This is a genomic window from Granulicatella adiacens ATCC 49175 (assembly GCF_025150565.1).
In the GTDB taxonomy this organism is placed as follows: Bacteria; Bacillota; Bacilli; order Lactobacillales; family Aerococcaceae; genus Granulicatella; species Granulicatella adiacens.
The window spans coordinates 1,261,204-1,280,463 of the sequence record NZ_CP102283.1 but is presented as its reverse complement, the minus strand read 5'-3'; the positions used below and the strand labels follow the sequence as shown (position 1 = coordinate 1,280,463).

The window sequence follows — 19,260 nt, the reverse complement described above, 5'->3', positions numbered from 1 at the left end:
CTCAAAGAGGGAGTAAGGAATAAATTCCTAACTCCCTCTTATTCGTTTTAATATCCTTCCCATTACTGTTACTATTAAATCCGTAAGATTCATAGTCATTTAGCGAGAATTTTAAATAGTGCAAATTGGAATAAATTGAAAATAAAAATAACCTATTGTTTAAAGTCATTATGGCTTTAAGCAATAGGTTTTTATGTTAGTGATGGTGATGGCAATTACATTGCCCAGGTAAGCAGTTGCACGCAACAGAAGTAGGAGCGGTGGCAGCTTTCTCTTTTAAGGCATTCACTAATACTTGAATGTCATCTTGGCTTAAGGTGGCTTTATTGATTAGAGTATGGAGTAAATTTCCATTTTGTTTGTGGCATACTTGTTCAAGAAGTGCATCCGTCTCTTGGTCGAGTTGCTCTTTTTCCAAAATCGTAGCAGAATAGTGGAAGGGTTTCTTTCGATTATCGATTTGAATATAGCCTTTCTTTGTGAGGCGAATAATAAGCGTTTTTACAGTTGATTCACTCCAAGGGAATGATTTCTGCAGTTGTTCGATGATAAATCCACTTGTACTACTTGGGTTTGCCCATAATACGCGCATGACTTGGCGTTCTGATGGGCTCATTGGTTGAAATTCAGTCATAGTATAGAACTCCTTTCGCTTTTAGTCTACAATCGTCGACTGATTCTGTCAAATATGCGATAAATGACCTGAATACTAAATGTCGAAAAACATCGATTTCACCAACTATATTTTGTGTTGTCTAAAAAGAATGATACAAAATGTTGTAAAAAAATTGCAAAAAAGAACTAGACTAGATATAATTAATTTCGTGAGTTTCAAGTGAGATTGGAATGCATTTTCTTGTATTTCTATTTCGGAATGGAGATATTGTGAAAGTCGTTTATTTATCACTAACTGGAAAAACAAGACAATTCGTAAAAAAATTGGGTTGGGATTTTATTGAAATTTCTAAGAAAAATCCTACATTACAAATGAAAGAGCCTTATATCGTCATTACACCAACTTATGGAGATCAAGTGGCGAATTTTTTTTACGAATTTATTGATTTTGAAGAGAACAGAAAGCTGTTAATGGGAGTTGCTGGTTCAGGGAATCGCAATTTTAACACGAGTTTTTGTTCGAATTCCAAAGAGTTAGCGAGAAGATATGATGTTCCTTTACTTCATCGTTTTGAAAACCAAGGTACAGATAAAGATGTACAAATACTAATAGAAAAGGTGAGAGAGATTGGATAGTCCAAAATTAATGAACAAGACTCAAGAAGTTACATACTTCGCATTAAACAATGAGTTAAACCGTCCAGTTGATGGGAAAATTCCATTGCATAAAGATCGTGAAGCGGTTCGTGCATTCTTCTTAGAACACGTAAACCCAAATACAGTTTTCTTCTATACATTAGATGAAAAACTAGATTACTTAATCGAACACGATTATTTAGAAGCAGAATTTTTAGGAAAATACAACCGTAAATTCGTTAAGAAATTAATGAAAGAAACGTACAAGAAAAAATTCCGTTTCCGTTCATTCATGTCAGCGTTCAAATTCTACAAACAATATGCAATGAAGACAAACGATGGTCAACGTTACTTAGAACGTTTTGAAGATCGTATTGTATTTAACGCTCTTTTCTTAGCGGATGGCGATGAGCAATTAGCACATGATTTAGCAGAAGAAATGATTACACAACGTTACCAACCAGCAACACCAACATTCTTGAATGCCGGAAGAAAACGTCGTGGAGAACTCGTTTCATGCTTCTTAATTCAAACAACAGACGATATGAACAGTATCGGTCGTACCATCAACTCAGCTCTCCAATTATCAAGAATTGGGGGAGGAGTAGGGGTAAGCTTGTCCAACGTTCGTGCAGCAGGTGACCCAATCAAGAAAATTGAGAATGCATCAAGCGGTGTTGTTCCAATTATGAAATTATTAGAAGATAGTTTCAGTTACTCTAACCAATTAGGTCAACGTAACGGTGCCGGTGCGGTTTACTTAAACGTATTCCATCCAGATATCGTATCGTTCCTATCTACGAAAAAAGAAAATGCAGACGAAAAAGTGCGTGTGAAGACATTATCACTTGGACTTGTTGTCCCAGATAAATTCTACGAATTAATCAAAAACGACGACATTATGTACTTATTCAGCCCATACGATGTAGAACGTATTTATGGCGTACCATTCTCATATGTGGACATTACCAAAGAATATGACAACATGGTGAACAATCCTGAAATCCGTAAATCTAAATTACGTGCGCGTGACTTAGAAAACGAAATTAGTAAATTACAACAAGAATCTGGATATCCATATGTGGTGAACATCGATACAGCAAACCGTGTAAACCCAATCGATGGAAAGATTATCATGAGTAATTTATGTTCTGAAATCCTACAAGTGCAAGAACCTTCAGTGATTAACAACGCTCAAGAGTATGAACACTTAGGAACAGATATCAGCTGTAACTTAGGTTCAACAAACATCGTGAACTTAATGAAATCACCTGACTTCGACCGCTCTGTAGATGTAGCCGTTCGTGCGTTAACATTCGTAACAGACCACTCAAGTATCGATGCGGTTCCAACGGTTAAAAACGGAAACAGCAAAGCACATACTATCGGTCTTGGGGCGATGGGCTTACACACATTCTTTGCATTAAATCAAATGGAATACGGTTCACCTGAGTCTATCGAAGCCACTGATTTATACTTCAGAATGTTGAACTTCTACACATTGAAAGCAAGTAACAAGATTGCCAAAGAACGCGGTAAATCGTTCGAAGGTTTCGAACGTTCTAAATACGCAACAGGTGAATATTTCGACAGCTACATTGCTGAAGAGGTACAAATTCAATCTGATAAAGTGAAGAAAATCTTTGCGAAACTTCCAATTCCAACTGTAGAAGATTGGAAACAATTGAAAGAAGAAGTAATGAGCGGTGGATTATATCACCAAAACCGTTTAGCAATTGCGCCAACTGGTTCAATCAGCTACGTAAACGAAACAAGTGCTTCATTACACCCAATCACTCGTTTAATTGAAGAACGTCAAGAGAAGAAGACTGGTAAGACTTATTATCCAGCTCCATTCTTATCAAACGATACTTTACCATTCTACAAATCAGCATACGATATCGATATGCGTAAAGTAATCGACGTATACGCAGCAGCTCAAAAACATATTGACCAAGGGATGAGTTTGACATTATTCATGCGTTCAGAACTTCCTGAAGGATTATATGAATGGAAAGAAGGACGTACAAACAAGATGACAACCCGTGACTTAAACATTTTACGTAACTATGCGTGGAATAAAGGCATCAAGTCAATCTACTATGTACGTACATTTACAGAAAACAACGATGAAATCGGAAGTAATGCTTGCGAAAGCTGTAGCATTTAATGGGAATACGAAAGAAAGGACAAAAGCTCATGAGTACAAAACGATATTTTAATGAGATTCTTTCTCAAAATTCTACACAACCAGTAGAGTACTATAAAGCGATTGACTGGAACCAAGTGGAAGACATGATCGATAAATTAACTTGGGAAAAACTAACAGAGCAATTCTGGTTAGATACACGTATTCCAGTATCAAACGACTTAGACGACTGGAGAACTTTATCACCTGCAGAAAAAGATGTTGTGGGTAAAGTGTTCGGTGGATTAACATTATTAGATACGCTTCAATCAGAAGAAGGTGCAAGCTTAATGAAAGATTACGTGCGCACGCAACACGAAGAAGCCGTATGGAATAACATTCAATTTATGGAATCTGTTCACGCGAAAAGTTACTCAACTATCTTCAGTACTTTGCATACAAAAGCAGAAATCGAAGATATTTTCGAATGGACAAATAATAATGAATACTTACAATTCAAAGCGAAAAAGATTAATGAAATCTATCAAAGTAAAGATGCTTTGAAGATGAAAGTGGCTTCTACTATGCTTGAAACTTTCCTATTCTACAGTGGATTCTTTACACCACTTTACTACTTAGGAAACAACAAACTTGCTAACGTGGCTGAAATCATCAAGTTAATCATTCGTGACGAGTCGGTTCACGGAACTTACACTGGTTACAAGTTCCAACAAGGCTACAACGAATTGTCAGAACAAGAACAAGAAGAAATGAAGATGTGGGTATACAACTTATGCTTGGAACTTTACCAAAACGAAGTGAAGTATACACAATCTATTTATGACCAAGTTGGTTGGACTGAAAAGGTGAAAGTGTTCATTCGTTATAATGCGAATAAGGCACTTCAAAACTTAGGGTTTGATCCATTGTTCCCGGATACTGCTGAAGATGTGGATCCAATTGTAATGAACGGGATTTCAACAGGTACAAGTAACCATGACTTCTTCTCGCAAGTTGGGAATGGGTACTTACTCGGTAGTGTTGAAGCGATGGATGATGAAGACTATTCAAAATGGATGTAATTTCTATCCAAACAGGTTCCTGAAAAGGAGCCTGTTTTTTGTTGACGCAAAGGTAAAACACATAGAGCCTTCGGCTACGTTCAATAATTATAAGAATAACTGTACCGCCTCAAGCCGAGGTCTTGAGGCTACCAAGCTTCAAACACTCTCTAGAAAATGAATTTTCAAGAGAGTGTAATTCACATTGATTACGCACGTTATTCTTATGATTATTGGTATCCGAGGCTCTTTGTGATTTACAGTAAAAAGTTGGGTGCATTAGGAACATGTTTATTGAAAATAGGCCCATTTGACGGACACATCCATGTTTTCATCGGCCTCGCAAATGAACCGGAGCTTGGACAGAGTATGTGCTCCTCACCGATTGAGTCTGGGGTTGAGCTTCAAAGGGACTCTACGAAATAAATTTCGAAGATTCCCTAATTCACATCAGTTGTGGTCGCTATTGTTACCACTATAGACTCCGAAATCACTTCGTATTTTTGATTACCAAATATGGTAATTTAGGAATCAGTTTTGTGAAATAAGTTTATTGGTGTATTCATATCCAAACTTCAACACTCTTGTAAATGGAGAAGTGCAGGGATAAATTATCTGCTTCTTATAGAGTTTTTAAAACATATTGAGCTTTCGGCTACACTTAATAATTATAAGAATAACTGTATCGCCTCAAGCCAAGGTCTTGAGGCTACCAAGATTCAAACACTCTCTAGAAAATAAATTTTCAAGAGAGTGTAATTCAAATTGGTTACGCACGTTATTCTTATGATTATTGGTATCCGAGGCTCTTTATGTTTTACCTTAAAAGCAGCGTGCTTTGGAAACTGGTTTAGTGAAGTTAGCTTATTTGATTGGATACGTCCATCGTTTCAACACCCTCGTCAATGGAGAGATGCTATGACAGAGAGTGTGCTACTCACAGGATTGAGTCTCGGTCTCAAGCCTACTGAGCTTCGTGTTTTTGGACATCAAATAAGAAGTTTTAGAAACTTGTTTGGTGAAATTAGATAAATGGTGTGTTCATGTCCAAACTTCGACTCCCTCGAAATAGTGAGGTGCGGGAAGAAAGTATCTGCTCCTTATGGAACTCTTAAAACACACCGTACTTTGGGCTATGTTCAATAATTATAAGAATAACTGTATCATTTTAAGAGGAGTTCTTAAGTTTAGAAAAATGATTTAGATTTGTATTAAGTTTTATTGCAAAAAGAGGGAGAATTCAATAAAATGAGAGGAGATGTTTTAAGGGGAAAAATAATGAAAAAAATAATCAAATTAGTTTGCGTCTTGTTTTTATTGATGATGGGAGTTATCGGTACAATATCCACAGTGAACGCACAAGAATCTATTTTAAAAGTAGTTAAAGATGAAGGGTATGAGATTAGCTCTTCAGATACACCGAAAGCTTCACTAGTTGTGAGTATAGCGAATGGTGAAATACTATGGCAGGAAAATCCTGATAGGGCGGTAGATCCTGCTAGCTTAAGTAAATTAATGACGATTTTTATCGTTTATGATGCGATTAAAGAAGGGAAAATAAGCTTAAGTGATAAAGTAGTCCCAACCGCAACAGATGAAGCTATTTCTAAAATTACAGCCTTAAGTAATGTTCCGCTAACTGCTGGAGTCGAGTATCCAGTGGAGGAACTTGTAAAAATGGCACTCCTTCCTTCTTCTAACGCGGCTACGATTCTTTTGTCACATCTGGTGAATGATAATTCGGATGAATTTGTAGACTTAATGAATCAAAAGGCCAAAGAATTAGGAATGACGAATACTAAATTCGAAGGTGCTACTGGTGCGGTGGCGGAAGATTTCCAAGGTCATTATACAGTTAAAAGACATTCAATGAATCAACCCAACCAAACGACTGCTAGAGACCTAGCCAAAATGGTGATAGCATTATATAAATCACACCCAGAAATCACTCAGTATACGAGAAATAGCACACTTACGGTTATGAGTGGAACACCGTATGCACAAACGATTAAAAACACCAATCATTCGGTTCAAGGGGATTTATTAGCGTATCCTGGTATTATTGGTTTAAAAACGGGAACTAGTGAAAGAGATGGATTTAACTATATTGGGATTTATCAAAAAGACGGAGTGGAACTATTAGATATTGTTTTAGGTGTGAGTGAGTGGACTAGTGCTGCTGGAGAGTATAATCGTCATAAAATCGGAAATGCTTTGTTGAGTTATGTCTTAAAGCAATATGAGGCACAAACTTTATTCAATCCTGGGATTCAAACCATTCAAGGCCAAAAAGTGAAATTAGATCATGCAGTGAAGGTTTTTACTGAAAAAGGAAAGACTGCAACCTATCAAATTGAGGGGAATCACTTAAAAGTTGCAACACCTCAAGGGACGATTTATGAACAGGAATTAACTTTTTCTGTTGAGAAAGAGCCAGATGAAGCTGTTGAATCTACTTATGAAGAAACAACAACTGAGGCTAGTCAATGGATTCCTAAAATTATTTGGAATAAGACTGTTCATTTTATAAAGAAACTTCCACTTCTGTTTTGGGTATTCTTTTTTGGGATTGTACTTGTGTTTTACGTCCTTAGAAAATTTTTGAAAACAAGTTCCAAAAGAGACCGTCGTAGATAGAAAAATCAAATAAAATCAAGCATAAAACAGCATTATTTATTTTCTGAAAATAAATAATGCTGTTTTATTTTATTCATATTTTCAATCATAAATTTTTAGATAGGAAAAATGAATGAGAAAAGATCATAATTCACAAACAAATTATGAGTTTTCATAGTTGGAAAATGATGTAATGTATGATAAAATCTGTGGTTAGGTAGTGGTGAAAAAAGGGATGTTATCAATAAATTTCACAATATAAAAAAGATAGAGAAAAGAAAGAGGAAGGATATGTTTAGTTCAAAGAATGTTCAAATGAATGAACGCAAGAAACGTTCAAAAGTAACACGATATGCTATTAAAAAATTATCCGTAGGGACGGCTTCTGTTGTTGTTGCCTTAGGATTTATGTTCGTACAAGGTCAAACAACAGTACATGCTGATACTGTAGAAAGTACAGCGGTTTCGACACAAGAAGCTACTAAAGAAAGTCCGAAAAAAGACTCTACTGAAGCAGAAAAGGCTGTAAAAGAAGCTACACAAAAAGTAGAACCGACTGCTGAGACGACAACAACAACTTCTCAACCAAAAGAGGAAAATGAGAAAACAACGAAAGAAACTTCTGAAAAAGAAGCAGCATTACCTGACAAAGCTGAAGAAACAACGGCTGCTGCTGAAGTAAAAGAAGAAACAACAGTAGCACCAGAAAATAAACCTCGTACGCGTTCAAAACGTGAAACTCCAGCGACTTCAAGCGATAAAATCGGTGATGACGTTGTCGATGCTACATCTGAACCCAAAGTAGAAAAACCAGGTTTAACTCCACAAATCTTAGCGGATCAAGTTTTAAAACAAGTTTCTTGGTTGGATTTTGGGGATACTGCAAACTGGACTGGCACAACCAGAACAGCTGATGGTAAATTAGCACTTCAAGTCGGAGCAAGCTATACGAAAGAGGTAATGCCGGGTTATAAAGTTAAATTAACAATTAAGTCTTTAAGACCTTTCCAAGCAACAGAAATCTATAGAAAACGTATGGAGAGTCAAGGAGCTACTCCTGAAGAAAAAGCTACTTATGATCCAAATGCCAAAAATGGGTATATTAGTTCTTCTGGAAATCCAAAAGGAAGAGCAGCTTATCAAGCAGGTGAAGAAGCAAAAGTTATCGCTGAAGCACAAAATGAGTGGACAGAGATTCGTAAAGAAGGGATTGATACTGGGAAAAAGAAAACAGTTATCACTTCCGAATTTGATGGTGGGAATTTCGGTATTCAATTTGAAGTTACTGGGACATACAATGGTAAACCAGTAAAACCATCTATCGTTATGGCCGATGCAGAATCAGCAAACCCTGGTGAATTAGTAATGTTTACTACAAACGGAACAGGGTGGCAACATATTGGTGAATGGACTAAAAAAGGAGTTCCAAATACTCGTACTTACGTCCCACAAAATACAAAGGATACTTTTGATCCAGCTAAAAATTATAATGGCAGAAAGCCTGTAAATGTGGATGGGGTAAATTTACCTGGTCAAAATGCAAGTCAAATCTTAAATGCTGAGGGCGTAGGGTCAAAAGGTAAAACAGTTGCCTGGAAGTACTTTGGAAGTCCTGATTTGAAGACAGGTGGTTTAGGAACAGGAGTGTTTGGTTCAAACTATTCTGCAGGTCCGTTTTCAGTACCGCTTGTAATGACTCGAGGAGCTTCAGAAGTTGGAATTTATGTCATGGCTGCAGGGAAACAAGCAGCGATGATTGGATTCTTACCGTTTGATGAAAGTGATGCTCCGGAATCATATGGTCTTGCGACACACGCAGTTAACCAAGTGAATGGAGTTACTGGAGCAAAAGTAAATCAACCATACTTAGGGGATACTCGTCCGGATATGGATGAAAATCTAGATCGTTCTGATTGGAAAGGGGACGATAAAGACGGTTCTGGAGACGAAGGCATTAATCAAATCTTGCCAGCAGAATTAAAAGGCAAAACGAATGAAATGATTTCGATTGAACGTACTCGTCCTGGAAACTATACGTTAACTGTTCAAGCACATACGGGTGGAAGTCCAGAAGCCTATCTTTATGGATGGATTGATTTCAACCGCAATGGTAAATTTGATGAAAATGAACGCTCTGAAAAAACAACGATTACTTCAGATGGAAATGCAGTTTTAACGTTTAATAACGGACCCGTTTTAAATGATTTAGAATTGCATAAACTTGGGGTACGTGTTCGTATTTCAACACATGCGCCAGATATTGAAAGTCCAACTGGAATGTCTATGTCCGGAGAAGTTGAAGATTTTGAAACACAAGTTATTTTCCCACTAAAAGGTAGTAAGACAGAGACAGAAGGAGTTCAAGGGGTTACTCAAAAAGGAACCGTTGAATTCACTGCCCAAGGAAAACAAAGATATTCAAAAACAGAAGATGCTGTTATCGATGAAACCGTTGCTCCATATATCGTAGATGAAAATGGAAATAAAGTGACGCTTGATTCAGAAGGTTATTATGCAGTTTCTGGTGAAGGTAAATATAAAGTTACAGGTACAGGGAAAGATGTTGTAGTTGAATTTGTGCCTGAAGCTGGATTTGTTGGAGTTGGTAAAGGAATTACGATTCGTCGTCATGACAATAATGGAGTTGATTCAGGCTGGAATACGAAAGATAATTCCGCTGCAACGATTAGTGACCAAGCGAATACAATGGATGGTCGCTACATTCCTAAGGTGATTCCACTTTCAGACGCTGCCACTTCAGAAGAGTTGCAAGGGTTAGAACATGATAAAACCTTGAAATTTACGAATGCAGCTGGTCCAGTTACTCCTTCTAGTGAAAATCCAATGCAAATTGTAGATCCTAAGACAGGAAACCCTATTGGAAATAGTGCACCTGCGATGAAAGATGGACAAGTAGTTGGAACATACGAAATTGAACCTACAACTGGAAAAGTGAAGTTTACGCCAAATAAAGATTTTAGAGGGACACCAGAACCAATTGTAGTCCAAGTAGTTGAAGCAAATACAGGTAGAGTCCTTGCTGGAGTGAAGTACATTCCAACCGTATTACCTGTTCAACCAGTCGCTGAAGATAAAACGACAACAGGAAAACAAGGTCAAGTTCAATCTGAAACGATTACGTTTAAACAACAAGATGGAGCTGAAGAAATAATTCCAATGGTTGTGAATGCTTCAAACCCAGTGAAGTTTGTGGATCCAACAACGAATGAGCCAACAGATAAGACAGAATTACCAGCGATGAAAGATGGTAAACAAGTGGGAACGTATAAACTAAATCCAACTACAGGAGAAATTACGTTTACGCCAAATAAAGATTTTGTTGGAACACCAGAAGGAATTTCCGTTCAAGCAAAAGATGCCAACGGCACTCCAGCGACAGCGAAGTACACGCCAACCGTAACGGAAGTAACACCAAGAGGTGAAGATAAAACATCAACTGGAAAACAAGGAAAAGAACAAAAAGAAACACCGCAATTTACAGCGGGAGATCCAGAAGTTCCACTTACGATTGATGCTTCAAACCCAGTGAAGTTTATAGATCCAACAACGAAAGAACCGACAGATAAGACAGAATTACCAGCGATGAAAGATGGTAAACAAGTGGGAACGTATAAACTAAATCCAACCACAGGAGAAATTACGTTTACGCCGAATAAAGATTTTGTTGGAACACCAGAAGGAATTTCCGTTCAAGCAAAAGATGCCAACGGCACTCCAGCGACAGCGAAGTACACGCCAACCGTAACGGAAGTAACACCAAGAGGTGAAGATAAAACATCAACTGGAAAACAAGGGAAAGAACAAAAAGAAACACCGCAATTTACAGCGGGAGATCCAGAAGTTCCACTTACGATTGATGCTTCAAACCCAGTGAAGTTTATAGATCCAACAACGAAAGAACCGACAGATAAGACAGAATTACCAGCGATGAAAGATGGTAAACAAGTGGGAACGTATAAACTAAATCCGACAACTGGAGAAATTACGTTTACGCCAAATAAAGATTTTGTTGGTACACCAGAAGGAATTTCCGTTCAAGCAAAAGATGCCAACGGCACGCCTGCAACGGCGAAGTACACACCAACCGTAACGGAAGTAACACCAAGAGGTGAAGATAAAACATCAACTGGAAAACAAGGGAAAGAACAAAAAGAAACACCGCAATTTACAGCGGGAGATCCAGAAGTTCCAATGAAAATCGATGGTGATCAACCAGCGAAATTCATCGACCCAGAAACAGGAGAACCAACTGACAAGACAGAATTACCAGCGATGAAAGATGGTAAACAAGTGGGAACGTATAAACTAAATCCAACTACAGGAGAAATTACGTTTACGCCGAATAAAGACTTTGTTGGAACACCAGAAGGTGTCACTGTCCAAGCTAAAGATGCTAACGGCACTCCAGCGACGGCGAAGTACACACCAACCGTAACGGAAGTAACGCCAAGCGGTGAAGATAAAACATCAACTGGAAAACAAGGGAAAGAACAAAAAGAAACACCGCAATTTACAGCGGGAGATCCAGATGTTCCACTTACGATTGATGCTTCAAACCCAGTGAAGTTTGTAGATCCAACAACGAAAGAACCGACAGATAAGACAGAATTACCAGCGATGAAAGATGGTAAACAAGTGGGAACGTATAAACTAAATCCAACCACAGGAGAAATTACGTTTACGCCGAATAAAGACTTTGTTGGAACACCAGAAGGTGTCACTGTCCAAGCAAAAGATGCCAACGGCACTCCAGCAACAGCGAAGTACACACCAACCGTAACGGAAGTAACGCCAAGCGGTGAAGATAAAACATCAACTGGAAAACAAGGGAAAGAACAAAAAGAAACACCGCAATTTACAGCGGGAGATCCAGATGTTCCACTTACGATAGATGCTTCAAACCCAGTGAAGTTTGTAGATCCAACAACGAATGAACCAACAGACAAAACAGAATTACCAGCAATGAAAGATGGTAAACAAGTGGGAACGTACAAATTAAATCCAACTACAGGAGAAGTAACGTTCACTCCAAATAAAGACTTTGTTGGAACACCAGAAGGTGTCACTGTTCAAGCTAAAGATGCCAACGGCACTCCAGCGACAGCGAAGTACACACCAACCGTAACGGAAGTAACGCCAAGCGGTGAAGATAAAACATCAACTGGAAAACAAGGGAAAGAACAAAAAGAAACACCGCAATTTACAGCGGGAGATCCAGAAGTTCCAATGAAAATCGATGATGATCAACCAGCGAAATTCATCGACCCAGAAACAGGAGAACCAACTGACAAGACAGAATTACCAGCAATGAAAGATGGTAAACAAGTAGGAACGTACAAATTAAATCCAACTACAGGAGAAGTAACGTTCACTCCAAATAAAGACTTTGTTGGAACACCAGAAGGTGTCACTGTTCAAGCTAAAGATGCCAACGGCACTCCAGCGACAGCGAAGTACACGCCAACCGTAACGGAAGTAACACCAAGAGGTGAAGATAAAACATCAACTGGAAAACAAGGGAAAAAACAAAAAGAAACACCGCAATTCACAGCGGGAGATCCAGAAGTTCCACTTACGATTGATGCTTCAAACCCAGTGAAGTTTATAGATCCAACAACGAATGAACCAACAGACAAAACAGAATTACCAGCAATGAAAGATGGTAAACAAGTCGGAACGTACAAATTAAATCCAACTACAGGAGAAGTAACGTTCACTCCAAATAAAGACTTTGTTGGAACACCAGAAGGTGTCACTGTACAAGCTAAAGATGCCAACGGCACTCCAGCTACAGCGAAGTACACACCAACTGTGACGAAAGTAACACCAATAGGTGAAGATAGAACATCGACTGGAAAACAAGGGAAAGAACAAAAGGAAACACCGCAATTTACAGCAGGAGATCCCGAAGTTCCAATGAAAATCGATGGTGACCAACCAGCGAAATTCATTGACCCAGAAACAGGAGACCCAACAGATAAGACAGAATTACCAGCGATGAAAGATGGCAAAGAAGTGGGAACGTACAAATTAAATCCAACTACCGGAGAAGTAACGTTCACGCCGAATAAAGATTTTGTTGGAACACCAGAAGGTGTCACTGTACAAGCTAAAGATGCCAACGGCACTCCGGCAACAGCGAAGTACACACCAACCGTAACGGAAGTAACGCCAAGAGGTGAAGATAAAACATCGAGTGGAAAACAAGGGAAAGAACAAAAGGAAACACTGCAATTTACAGCGGGAGATCCAGACGTTCCAATGAAAATCGATGGTGATCAACCAGCGAAATTCATCGACCCAGAAACAGGAGAACCAACAGACAAGACAGAATTACCAGCGATGAAAGATGGTAAACAAGTCGGAACGTATAAATTAAATCCAAAGACAGGAGAAGTAACGTTCACTCCGAATAAAGACTTTGTTGGAACACCAGAAGGTGTCACTGTCCAAGCTAAAGATGCCAATGGTACTCCAGTAACTGCGAAATATACGCCAACTGTAACTTCTGTTACTCCTTCTTCTAAGGATGAAGTGACAACGGATGTTCAAGGCAAAACGCAAACTGCAAAACCTAAGTTTGAAGCAGGGGATCCAGAGGTCCCTCTAGATGATTCAGTTCCAGCAACCTTTGAAGATGGAACAACGACTAAAGTGATTCCTGGAGTTGGAACCTTCACTGTTGCTCCAGACGGAATGATTACTTTTGTTCCGGAAGCTGGCTTTACAGGGGTAGCTCCAACCGTAACGATTCAACGTGTAGACGTAAATGGAACAGTAGTAAAAGCAAATTACACTGCAACGGTTACGCCAGCACCAGTTATGCCAATTGAACAACATCCACAGGCTTCTCAACCAGAATTACCAAATACTGGTACTGGTGATGAATTTGGATTGTTTAGTGCAGCAGCATTAAGTATTCTAGCTTCTGTTGGATTAGTAGCGTCTTCTCGTAAAAAAGACGACGAACAAGAAGCATAACCAATCAATCAAATGAAGCGTGAGACTAGAAAAGATAGTCTCGCGCTTTTTGTTTGCCGTTGCAAAACTTTCTTTATAAGAGTAGACTGAAAGAGTACACGCGCAAAAGGAGTGATAATATGAAGAAAATCGAACAAAAAGATCTATTTGAATTAAAAAACGTAGCTCAACCGGTTGTGGCTGGAGGGGACATCTTCTTTACAGAAACGAAGATGAATGAAAAGAAGAATACTTATGAAACAGCTATTTATAAGTACACTAACGAAGGAAAAGTACCTTACGGAGATGATGGAACGGTCAATTCATCGCTTCAAGTATCGCCGGATGGGAAGTGGATTAGTTTTGTCAGTAATGAAGGAGAAGATAAAACTCCTCAATTGAAGATTCAAGCTGTAACAGGTGGGAAAGCCATCGCTCTGACACAGGAGAAAAAAGGTGTTTCCGTATATGTTTGGGGAAAGGATAGTCAGTCTATATATTATCAAACGACTAAAGCTGATGAAGAAGAAAAGAAAGAAGAATTCCCTCAACCGATCATCGTTGAAAAAACAACGTATCGATTCGATGGAGGAAGCTTCTTACCGAATAAAGAAACAACCCAAATTAAACAGGTAGAAGTAGCTACTAAAGAAGTGAAGACACTTTTTGAAACTGAAGATTCTATATTGTTCAGGGATGTGTTACATGATGGAGGAAGCCTTGTTGTAGACCGTGATTTATCTAATATTCGTTGGACATTAGATAGTGCAGAGGCTTGCTATGTGGATGTGGCCACTGGGGATATTCATCCTATTCTTGAAGCTGGAACAGATGAGTCTTACCGCTATATGTTGGATTCAAAAGAAGGAGTTATTTTAGCTTATAATTCAGGGGAACACGGTTTTGTTACACAAGTAGACATCGTATTCAATAAAGAAGGTCAACCAGGTTCAGAAGGAAGTATTTTAAATTTAACGTCTGGATTAGATGTGGAATGGGGAGACTGGCTAGTTGCTGACTTCCAACAATCGGTTACTGGAGTTGAACCTCAATGGATGGATGAGGAAAGCTTCCTTGTAAGTGCGAGTGTGGAAGGGAAAATCGTCTTATACCGTCTCTTCTTAGATGGAAGAAATGAAGTTCTTTTTGATAAAGAGGTTCATATTACAGGAGCCAAAATCATCTCAGAAAAAGAGCTGGTTATCACTTATTCAACGACGACACTTCCAAGCGCGTTAGCAAAATTGGATTTAACCACTGGAGAAATTACAAACCTTTATAATCCAAATGAAGCATACTTGGCGGAACATATCGTTACAACGCCTGAACGCTTTACGTATAAAGGTTACGACAACTGGGATATCCACGGATGGTATATGCCACCAGTCGAAAAGAAAGATAAGCACGCGGCAATTCTCTATGTACATGGTGGACCGCAAGTGGCTTACGGAGAAAGTTTCTTCCATGAAATGCAAGCACTTGCTGCTAAAGGCTACGGAGTCATCATGATTAACCCACGCGGAAGTAATACTTACGGACAGAACTTCGTGAAGAGTATTCTTGGCGACTACGGGAACCATGATTTCGACGACTTAATGATGGGGGTAGACTATATCTTAGAAACACATCCTGAAGTCGATGCGGACCAATTATATGTTGCTGGAGGAAGTTATGGCGGATTCATGACAAACTGGATTGTAACGCATACGGACCGCTTCCGTGCAGCCGTCACACAACGTTCTATCAGCAACTGGATTAGCTTCTACGGCACAAGTGATATTGGACCATTCTTCGTGGAAAAACAATTGCTTGATGACATTCATAATCCTAAACGCCTATGGGAAATGTCACCAGTAGCTCATGCCAAAAACGCAAAAACTCCATTGCTTGTTTTACACGGACAAAGTGACTTACGTTGCCCACAAGAGCAAGGGGAGCAAATGTATATGGCCATGCGTAAAAACAATGTGCCTACAAAAATGATTCTCTTCCCACAGTCTAGTCATGGACTCTCTCGTCAAGGATTACCAAATCTTCGTCAAGAACGTCTAAAAGCTATTACGGACTGGTTTGAGGAGTATTCAAAATAACCATTGAATAGAAAAAGAGTCGTATTTCATATCGAAATACGACTCTTTATTTTATTGAAATAGTTGTTGTTCGAGTGCACGACGTTGGACTTTCATCGTGGCAGTTCGTGGGAATTCGTCAAACGGTAGGATAATCGGTTCGTTTAAGTGGGGAAGGTTCACGAGTGTTTTCCACCATGCATCCCATAGGAATTCGCCATCACCTTTCACCGCCACAACTGGTTGAGGATAGCCATTTGGATCTTTTACAATGACGATTTCTTCAATCCAATCGTGAGTATCGAGCAAGAAGTCTTCGATGGCAAGCGTACTTGGTAGAGATTCGACTAAATCAACTTGACGGTCTTGCAAGATGAGTTCTCCCGATTCGTTGATATATCCATAGTCACCAGTATCCCACCAGTCGCCGTAGACATTCGCATTGAATCGGTCTTCCTCTTTATAGTAAGTCACAGCACGTCCTTTGGAAAACAAATGGATATTTCCTGGAGTGTTTACTGGAAGAGGAGTCCCGTGTTCATTTGCAATTCGCGCTTTTGTGAAATCAAGATAACCAACGCCCATATTTCGAACATCTGTAGTAGGAAGACTTTCAAGGGTATGTTTCCGCACAATCGCTGGCCCACATTCACTTTGACCGTAGATTTGTAAGTAAATACCATTGCCTTCTTTATTGGTTCGTAAGAAAGTAGCCATTATTTCTTTATTAATTGCGTCAAAAGTAGAGTGATAGTAACGTGTATTTTCAAATAAATGAGGTTTCTCTTTTGCAAGGTGAGCCCACTGGACAAAATTATTCGGATGTGTCTCAATTGCAAGAGGAGAGTGATGCTGTAAAACCTTCTCTACATTTTGAACACTTGGATCAGCAATATAGAAATAAGGATAGCCAAGATTCATGAGCGAAGACATACCAATATTAAAGCGGGAATGAACGGGTGAAATATGGAAAGCCAATAAATCAACACGGTCCATTTTCTCCATGATGCTTTGTTGGAAGGCAATTCGCCACCCCATACTAATTGCAGAATGAGCAATGAGTTTGGGCACGCCAGTCGTTCCACTAGTATGCGTCATGTAACTAATCTCGGTGTCTGGTAGTGGATTAAAATCAACATCCGCTTCATCGGCCTGGAGGACATCACTAACTGAGAACGCACGTTTTTTCACCTCTTCAGGTAAAGGGGTAATTCTTTCAGCAGTAACGTCGTCAAACAGAATCCATGGCTTTTCTAAGCGCTCAGAGAAAATCTCAATAACTTCACTAGAAAGATGAAATGAAGTCATCACTGGAATAGCGCCAAGATAGCATACACTAACTGCAAGCCAGTACGTATCTACAGAGGAACTCTTATAGAGGAGAACTTTATCGCCTTGTCGAACCCCAAGAGTTGCTAATTGACGGGCGCGCTTGACAATCGATGCATGAGTGGCTTCATACGTTGTTTGGGTACCTAATTCTGGAAAAGCAGATGTTTTAGTATCTACAAAAATAGAGCAGTCAGGAAATTTTTCGCAAGCTTCTTTATAGTTTTTATAGAGTTGCAGTGGTTTAAATGACATAACAAAACTCCTTTCATTGATATTTATTATATCAGTCACAAAAAGGGAAAACAATGTGACTAAAAATATTGACAAAAGCAAGCTAGAAAGGTATATTATTAAAAGTTAATCGATAGGTTGCCAGTAAAGAGATATGTATTGACAGATTCTCTATTATTTGGTAGACTATTGGAGTTGAGAAAACAAGCAGAAGCATCCCGCTTCTCGCCTAAGTTGACAAGGGTCCTTGGGCTGATAGGAAATGTTCAAGTTTTAAAAAGACATTGGCAGCGGGAGTATTCGATTACTTCCGTTGCTTTTTTGCTTTTTTTCTCTCAAATATTCTTGGAGGTGAATATCATAGCAAAAGATATGATGGTCAATGATGGAATTCGCGCTCGTGAGTTACGTGTTATTGACAATAACGGTGAACAAATTGGTGTTCAAACGAAAAATGATGCTTTACGTTTAGCAGAACAAGCTGGACTTGATCTAGTATTAGTTTCGCCAAACGCAAAACCGCCAGTTGCCAGAATCATGGATTATGGTAAATATCGTTTTGAACAGCAGAAAAAAGAACGAGAAGCTCGCAAAAACCAAAAAGTCATCAATATCAAAGAAGTGCGTCTAAGCCCTACAATTGATGAGAACGACTTTAATACGAAGTTAAAAGCGGCGATCAAGTTCCTTGAAAAAGGTGATAAAGTCAAAGCAAGCATTCGCTTCAAAGGTCGTGCCATTACTCATAAAGAGATTGGCCAAAAAGTTCTCGAGCGTTTAGCAGAACAAGTTTCTGAAATCGCAACAGTTGAACAAAAGGCTAAAATGGACGGACGAAGCATGTTCTTGATGTTAGCACCTAAGAATGATAAGTAAAAAAGTAACAGGAGGAAAGTCTCATGCCAAAACAAAAAACACACCGTGGTTCAGCTAAACGTTTCAAACGTACAGGTGGTGGAGGATTAAAACGTTCTCAAGCCTTCACAAGCCACCGTTTCCATGGCAAAACTAAAAAACAACGTCGTCACTTGCGTAAACAAACAATGGTTCACGCTACTGACATCAAACGTATTAAACAACAATTAAGTCAAATGCGTTAATTCAGCACGCAAACTATTACATTTTCAAGCCAGTCGCAAGAGACTGATAGACCAAGGAGGAATTAATTATGCCACGTGTTAAAGGTGGAACAGTTACTCGTCGTCGTCGTAACCGCGTTTTAAAATTAGCAAAAGGTTACTACGGAGCGAAATCAAAATTATTTAAAACAGCTAAACAAGCAGTCATGAAATCATATATGTATGCTTACCGTGACCGTCGTCAAAAGAAACGTGACTTCCGTAAATTATGGATCGCACGTATCAATGCGGCAGCTCGTTTAAACGGATTAAGCTACAGCAAATTAATGCACGGCTTAAAATTAGCTGGTATCGAAATGAACCGCAAAATGTTAGCTGACTTAGCAGTTAACGATGCAGCTGCATTCACAGTATTAGCAGACAAAGCTAAAGAAGCATTAGCAAAATAATTTTATTTTCTAGATAATAGATCCACATTTGAGCCCCGTTAAACTCAATGTGAAGAATACCAA

General features: G+C 39.0%; 11 protein-coding genes and 1 other annotated feature. Of the genes, 9 read left to right on the top strand and 2 right to left on the bottom strand.

Features of this window, described 5'->3' with window-relative positions:
- Positions 1–196: 196 nt before the first annotated feature.
- The gene (locus NQ540_RS06220; protein ID WP_005605952.1) at positions 197–634 is read right to left on the bottom strand and encodes a CopY/TcrY family copper transport repressor; all 438 of its coding nucleotides are present in this window, start codon (positions 632–634) and stop codon (positions 197–199) included.
- Positions 635–885: 251 nt separating this feature from the next.
- Between NQ540_RS06220 and nrdI the strand changes: the two genes are divergently transcribed.
- The 6 genes from nrdI to NQ540_RS06190 all read left to right on the top strand — a co-directional run bounded on the left by nrdI (position 886) and on the right by NQ540_RS06190 (position 16,127).
- Positions 886–1,251 carry a class Ib ribonucleoside-diphosphate reductase assembly flavoprotein NrdI gene (gene nrdI, locus NQ540_RS06215; RefSeq protein ID WP_039848917.1) on the top strand — a complete coding sequence of 122 codons (366 nt, stop codon included), beginning with the start codon at positions 886–888 and terminating at the stop codon, positions 1,249–1,251.
- Between the two features lie 10 nt (positions 1,252–1,261).
- Positions 1,262–3,421, top strand: a complete 2,160-nt coding sequence (nrdE, locus tag NQ540_RS06210) for a class 1b ribonucleoside-diphosphate reductase subunit alpha (protein ID WP_005605945.1) — start codon at positions 1,262–1,264, stop codon at positions 3,419–3,421.
- A gap of 29 nt (positions 3,422–3,450) precedes the next feature.
- Complete coding sequence (gene nrdF, locus NQ540_RS06205) at positions 3,451–4,461, top strand: class 1b ribonucleoside-diphosphate reductase subunit beta (RefSeq protein ID WP_049555052.1); 1,011 nt, start codon at positions 3,451–3,453, stop codon at positions 4,459–4,461.
- A gap of 1,257 nt (positions 4,462–5,718) precedes the next feature.
- On the top strand, positions 5,719–7,077 hold the full coding sequence (locus NQ540_RS06200) for a serine hydrolase (protein ID WP_050755089.1): 1,359 nt from the start codon (positions 5,719–5,721) through the stop codon (positions 7,075–7,077).
- 270 nt (positions 7,078–7,347) lie between these two features.
- Positions 7,348–14,058 carry a CshA/CshB family fibrillar adhesin-related protein gene (locus NQ540_RS06195; protein ID WP_223429371.1) on the top strand — a complete coding sequence of 2,237 codons (6,711 nt, stop codon included), beginning with the start codon at positions 7,348–7,350 and terminating at the stop codon, positions 14,056–14,058.
- Between the two features lie 119 nt (positions 14,059–14,177).
- Positions 14,178–16,127 carry a S9 family peptidase gene (locus NQ540_RS06190; protein ID WP_005605924.1) on the top strand — a complete coding sequence of 650 codons (1,950 nt, stop codon included), beginning with the start codon at positions 14,178–14,180 and terminating at the stop codon, positions 16,125–16,127.
- A gap of 51 nt (positions 16,128–16,178) precedes the next feature.
- On the opposite strand, the gene NQ540_RS06185 is transcribed toward NQ540_RS06190, so the two are convergent.
- Entirely contained in the window at positions 16,179–17,690 is a 1,512-nt protein-coding gene (locus tag NQ540_RS06185) for an AMP-binding protein (protein WP_039848826.1), read from the bottom strand.
- Positions 17,691–17,868: 178 nt separating this feature from the next.
- Positions 17,869–17,997 (top strand) — a sequence feature (ribosomal protein L20 leader region).
- A gap of 44 nt (positions 17,998–18,041) precedes the next feature.
- On the opposite strand from NQ540_RS06185, the gene infC reads away from it, so the two are divergent.
- From infC to rplT, 3 genes are all read left to right on the top strand, one after another.
- Positions 18,042–18,545 (top strand): translation initiation factor IF-3, encoded by a 504-nt coding sequence (infC, locus tag NQ540_RS06180; RefSeq protein ID WP_005605919.1) that lies wholly within the window; start codon positions 18,042–18,044, stop codon positions 18,543–18,545.
- A 23-nt stretch (positions 18,546–18,568) separates the two neighbouring features.
- Complete coding sequence (gene rpmI / locus NQ540_RS06175) at positions 18,569–18,769, top strand: 50S ribosomal protein L35 (RefSeq protein WP_005605917.1); 201 nt, start codon at positions 18,569–18,571, stop codon at positions 18,767–18,769.
- A gap of 68 nt (positions 18,770–18,837) precedes the next feature.
- On the top strand, positions 18,838–19,197 hold the full coding sequence (gene rplT / locus NQ540_RS06170; RefSeq protein ID WP_005605911.1) for a 50S ribosomal protein L20: 360 nt from the start codon (positions 18,838–18,840) through the stop codon (positions 19,195–19,197).
- Positions 19,198–19,260: the final 63 nt, after the last annotated feature.

Bases quoted from the DNA above. Each gene is read 5' to 3' on its own strand.
- NQ540_RS06200 (WP_050755089.1), top strand. From the start codon at position 5,719: ATGAAAAAAATAATCAAATTAGTTTGCGTCTTGTTTTTATTGATGATG.
- NQ540_RS06190 (WP_005605924.1), top strand. From the start codon at position 14,178: ATGAAGAAAATCGAACAAAAAGATCTATTTGAATTAAAAAACGTAGCT.
- NQ540_RS06195 (WP_223429371.1), top strand. From the start codon at position 7,348: ATGTTTAGTTCAAAGAATGTTCAAATGAATGAACGCAAGAAACGTTCA.
- rpmI (WP_005605917.1), top strand. From the start codon at position 18,569: ATGCCAAAACAAAAAACACACCGTGGTTCAGCTAAACGTTTCAAACGT.
- NQ540_RS06220 (WP_005605952.1), bottom strand. From the start codon at position 634: ATGACTGAATTTCAACCAATGAGCCCATCAGAACGCCAAGTCATGCGC.
- NQ540_RS06185 (WP_039848826.1), bottom strand. From the start codon at position 17,690: ATGTCATTTAAACCACTGCAACTCTATAAAAACTATAAAGAAGCTTGC.
- infC (WP_005605919.1), top strand. From the start codon at position 18,042: ATGATGGTCAATGATGGAATTCGCGCTCGTGAGTTACGTGTTATTGAC.
- nrdE (WP_005605945.1), top strand. From the start codon at position 1,262: ATGAACAAGACTCAAGAAGTTACATACTTCGCATTAAACAATGAGTTA.
- rplT (WP_005605911.1), top strand. From the start codon at position 18,838: ATGCCACGTGTTAAAGGTGGAACAGTTACTCGTCGTCGTCGTAACCGC.
- nrdF (WP_049555052.1), top strand. From the start codon at position 3,451: ATGAGTACAAAACGATATTTTAATGAGATTCTTTCTCAAAATTCTACA.